The sequence below is a fragment of the Bradyrhizobium sp. Ai1a-2 genome (assembly GCF_000426245.1).
In the GTDB taxonomy this organism is placed as follows: Bacteria; Pseudomonadota; Alphaproteobacteria; order Rhizobiales; family Xanthobacteraceae; genus Bradyrhizobium.
In genome coordinates this window covers 1-4894 of record NZ_AUEZ01000175.1, presented here as the reverse complement: position 1 = coordinate 4894, position 4894 = coordinate 1, and the positions used below count along the sequence as shown (strand labels likewise).

Annotated in this window: 3 protein-coding genes and 2 pseudogenes; 2 read left to right on the top strand and 3 right to left on the bottom strand. The window is 59.5% G+C overall.

What is annotated here, in order from left to right:
- The coding region (locus K288_RS48890) for a transposase (RefSeq protein ID WP_043162325.1) at nt 1-398 on the bottom strand (398 nt) is incomplete at its 3' end.
- A 244-nt stretch (nt 399-642) separates the two neighbouring features.
- Here K288_RS48890 and K288_RS51730 point away from each other — a divergent pair.
- Nucleotides 643-875 (top strand): annotated as a pseudogene (locus K288_RS51730) (IS256 family transposase); the annotation flags it as partial.
- A 473-nt stretch (nt 876-1348) separates the two neighbouring features.
- On the opposite strand, the pseudogene K288_RS48885 reads toward K288_RS51730, so the two are convergent.
- Nucleotides 1349-2722, bottom strand: a pseudogene (locus tag K288_RS48885) (trehalose-6-phosphate synthase); the annotation flags it as partial.
- Between the two features lie 774 nt (nt 2723-3496).
- Between K288_RS48885 and K288_RS53255 the strand changes: the two are divergent.
- Complete coding sequence (locus tag K288_RS53255) at nt 3497-4546, top strand: hypothetical protein (protein WP_152535965.1); 1050 nt, start codon at nt 3497-3499, stop codon at nt 4544-4546.
- Between the two features lie 143 nt (nt 4547-4689).
- On the opposite strand, the gene K288_RS48880 is transcribed toward K288_RS53255, so the two are convergent.
- Nucleotides 4690-4894 (bottom strand): transposase domain-containing protein (locus K288_RS48880; protein ID WP_043162323.1); only part of this gene is annotated, 205 nt, incomplete at its 5' end.

Sequence of the window (4894 nt, the reverse complement as noted above, 5' to 3'; positions counted from 1 at the left end):
TGCCGCACGACCTGGTAGCGCCGCGCCACCAGCCGACGCTTGCGTTCGGTCTCCGCGTCAGGCGTCCAGATCTGCGGCAGGTACCCGGCCGCCTGCAGACTGGCGAGCGTGCCGGCATCGATCTTGTCGGTCTTGACGTGAGCCTGGGCGATTGCCTTCACCTGCAGCGGATTGGCGATAATCACCCGTGCCACGAACGGCGCCAGAACCCGCGACACCGCCATGCTGTTGGCGGTCGCTTCGACCACCACCTCATCACTGGCCAGCAGGGTCTTGCCAAATCCCTCCAACGCGGTCCGCGTCATATCAATGCGGCCCGCATGTCGGAGCCTGCCGTCCTCCCAAACCACCACCTCCCCGAAAGTTCGGTGGACGTCGATGCCAATCACCCGTCGCATTCGCACCTCCTGCCAATCAGAACACATGACGGGAGCTGCGGGCGACACGACAACTACGGATTCGCGCTCTCAGCGCAACCGGGCGAGTCGCAGAGGCGGCCAGCTACTAACTCGAGCTCGAGGCTCATCGTATGCATCGGCCTGCCCGCACCTTCGTGCTCCCGGTGCCTCTGGCCCGATGGTCGCACCATACGCTACGATCTTGAATATCGCAGCGGAACATCGGCACCGAGACAATCTCACACCGGTTACCACCTTCGCCACCGTGCGCCACCGCACGATCCGGTCGAAGGCTGCTTGTCGAACAGGACAGCGCTCGCGATGGTCTTCAAAATGGTCGAGCGAGCGCAGAAAAGCTGGCGCCGTCTCGATGGTCACAACCAGTTGCCAAAGCTCATTCTCGGTGTGACATTCAACGATGGGATCGAGGTCATCGCCAAGCCGACCGACCGTCAGCCCAAAATCGCCGCCGTCTGACCGGCCCGGTCGTCACCAAGATTTGGCGATAGCTCATCTTTTGGTGTCGGGTTCTACTCCAAGCATGTTGTTCAGCCGCCTCTAAGTCGAGGGATGAGAATAACGTTAACGCCTAGCGGATTGTTTGGGGTCGGCTCCCTTATCCCTGCCCTCAACACCGCCGCGTAGGGTTGACCACGGATGTATAAATTTGTCATCGGCTGGAACGGCGTCGGCAGATCACCGCTTCTGGTCAGTACGCCAATCAGGACGTCCGGGGCCGTTTGGGGGCCGTGGTCCCAGCCCAAGGGGACGGCATGTCCGAAATCGTTCGCTGGCGCCCAAGCCGGCACGTCGGCTGCCGGATATGACAACTGCCGCGGTAGGTCCAAGTGGCTGGAAGGCCCGGCTGAGTCGTCCTCGACCTTCCGCCGTTTTGAGCTACTGGGCGCCCCCACATCCTGCGGAATGAACTCTCCCGCGACTTCCACGGCCCGGCTTTTCTCCAGCTCCGCAACGAAGTCCGAGAACCATTGCTGAATGGTATAGCCTTGAAGCTTTTCCATCATCGCTTGCCACCGCGAGCGACGCTGATCGAGCGGCATCGAGATCGCGCTGGAAATAGCATTGACCATGCCGCCGATGTCGTCCGGATCAACGACCAGCGCGCCGTCAAGCTCGTTAGCCGCGCCGGCAAATTTCGATAAAACCAACACGCCGGGATCGGTCGGGTCTTGCGCGGCGACAAACTCCTTCGCCACGAGATTCATCCCGTCACGCATCGGCGTCACCACGGCAACCTTCGCTGTGCGATAAAGAGCGGCAAGCACGGTTTGGCTGAAGCCCGTCTCTAGATAGCGGATAGGCGTCCAGTCCACGTCGCCATGGCGGTTGTTGACCTCGCGGACGCGGCGGGCCAAATAGCCCTGCAGATTGCGGTAGGCTTTGATCCCGCTTCGCGATGGCGTGGCAATTTGCAATAACGAGACCTTGCGCGCGAGATCCGGCTGCTTGCTCCACAGGCAATCGAAAGCGCGGATGCGGTTGTCGAGACCCTTGGTGTAATCGAGCCGGTCGACGCCGATGGCAAGCGTCTCAACCTTGAAACTGCGTCGCAGCCACGATACCCAGGGCCGCGAGCCCGACCTGGCGGCAAGTTCTGCGAACTTGTCCACATCGATTCCGATCGGAAACACCTGGCATCTGGTCGGTCTATGGCGCGAGATCACAAGACCGTTCTCGGTGGCCACTCCGAGATTGGCGCCGACATAGGAGAGAAAATTGCGGCAGTGTTCCTCGGTCTGGAAGCCGATCAGGTCGTAGGCCAGCATCGCCTTGATCACCTCGCGATGATGTGGCACATGCTGGATCACGGCGGGCACTGGCCATGGCGTGTGGAGGAACAAGCCGATCGGCTGATCGATACCGCTCTGACGCAGCTGAGCGCCAAGAGGAAGGAAATGATAATCCTGTACCCAAAACGCGGTCTCCTCGCTTCGTAGGCTAAGCAGCGCCTGGCCCATGACAGCGTTGACATTGCGATAGCAGACATAATCAATATCCGAGACGTCGATTAAGTTGACGCGCGAATGTAATGCCGGCCACAGCGCCGAATTGGAAAAGCCCTCATAAAATCCGCTATAGTGCTCAGCAGGAATATCTACCGTCGCAAGCGTGCCTTCGCCGAGCGCCTCGACCTCGGAAAACGGCCCCCTCTGATTGGCGTTGCGCGCTCGGCCAGTGGAACAACCCACCCAGGTCGCTCCGGAGTACTCCACTCTGGGAAGCAGGGCCGCGGCGAGGCCGCCGGTCATGGGTTCGTTTTCGTTGCGGCGCGCGACGCGGTTTGAAACGACGACTAGCTTCACAGTTCCCCGTTTCTATTAGGCTTCATCGACACGGCTTGACTACGTTTCAATCAGATGCATCCTAAATCGGGTCTGCGCGTGGAAAAACAGACCAATTCGATGCAAAGGGGTTTTTTGAGTTCACGCCGGGTGGCACCATTTCCGAGTTCTTCTTGCGCCACACGCATAGTGCAAAATCGGCGTCATGTTTACGATAGCACGTTGGCGAACGCCAAACATATCGTCACCAAGTCGAGAAATTGTCCGGCCGCTGCTTTAATGACCAAAGTTGGCTAAATCGTCCTGGAAAGAGAGGCGTAGCGGCAACGCCAGAAGATATCTCGCCGACGGGGGCGATCGTTGCCAAAACGCGCCGGATTATAATCTCAAGCGGCACCTCAGGCCAGAAGCGGTGCGCTACTTCGAAGGAAAAGGCGCGACTTGTGAAGACTCTGCGCCGAAAAACCATATGCACCGCTGATATCAGATCCGAACATCGGAGGAGCCGCAGCTAGCTCAGGCGCGGCCGGCGCGATGCCATCAGTGCCGTCCCGAGCCGTTCGACTTCCACTGTTCCCTAATTGATTTTGACCTCCTTGACGCTCTACATCGGAGACTATGCAATGGCCCGATACCGCCGATCAGAGCTAAAGGCGGGATCGGTGCTGATCAAATGGCACGCGGAAAGGCGTTTTGAATTTCGACCGTGACCCTCGCACAATGCGCTCGATGCGCGCATTTCATTGTTATGAGTCGAACAGGCGCAGATGGTCCTGTTGTACGGAATTGTAGGCTTTGCGACTGCAGCTTCAGGCTGACGCGTACGCGCGTTATCCAGCAAGCGGGTTGATTTTCCGTGCGCAAGCGATGCTGGCACGTCGGTTGCAGCCTCATACGTGGAAGGCGCTCGCCTGCTCACCCTTTGCAGTCGCGGAAAGCGCGAAGGCGAGCACCTCTCGTGCGGGGGGGATCCCGGTTTTCGCCGACAGAACACCTGATGAACATATGTCAAAGGTGAACGTCAATCCAATCAACGCAGCGGGCCGGCAAGCGGACAACTCGAACCCGCAAACCAGCTCACCAACAAACTCGCGCGCCGACCAAGCCGGCTCCGTGCAGCAGTTTGGGGAGACCCAGCCAGCCCACCAAAAATCAGATTCAGTTGCTTCTACTTCGAGAGCATCCGAGGTCGAATCACCGTCAACTATGACGGCAGGTATCATGAGAGCACGCGCTATCCAGGAAAGGGAGCGGTGCGCAGCCTCGACGTTTGTCAGAGCGCGCGCCCAGCTTGCCGCAACCCTGGCCGGTGCGAACGTTGAGGCGCTCAGGAGCGAGATCGGGCTGGCTGAGCAGCAATCAGCACAATGGTCAAACGTAAGGGAGTCATCAGCGGGCGCGGTCGATAGTAACGCCATTTTCGACGACGTCGTGCCATCGTCGTATCTTAGGCTGCAGCGTTTTCAGAACGACGCCAGACATTGCAGGCCACGCGCGTCGCAGGATGTGAGCGCCACGAGCCATTTGCGTGACATGGCGCGCTTGCGTTCGCGCAACGCTCCTTTCTCTCGATTCGACTATTCGGCGCCTTCCCAACCGAATCTGGCGCGCATGGCTGCGGACCACACGGCGGGTGCTACTTATTATTCTCCTTTTGTGTCATTGGCCGAGGACGCGGGGCGACTTCCCTTTTCGCCAGACCGCTTCGTGAGGGAAATCGCGCGAAACGCGACTGAGTTATATACCTACACCGTACCAGGGCTGCCATCTGGACGCCCGAAGGGATCATCAGCATTCTTCAGCGCGGGACTGGGCGCTATGATCTTAGCTATCTACTGTGGGTGAGCGGAACACCGACTGAAGAGTCAGAGGTACGTAAGCGCGCATTTTGCTGCACAGGCTGCGCGCGCGGCTGGCCGCGGTGTCGCGTGACGCCGGGCCGCAGCGGGATCATCGGAACGGCTTGATTGATCCTGAGCGTTCGACCGTCAGCCGCTGTCGTTGTCAGCTGGCAGGTTTTTTTGAGCGGTGCAGTTGAACGGCAACAGATCTTCGATATCGGCGTCTGGCGCGCGCTGGGGCAATTCGGTGAGCGCGTGACGTAGCCATGCATAGGGATCGACGCCGCCTGCCCGGCATGTCAGCACCAAACTGTAGATCACGGCGCTTGCCTTGGCGCCGGCAACGGTGTCG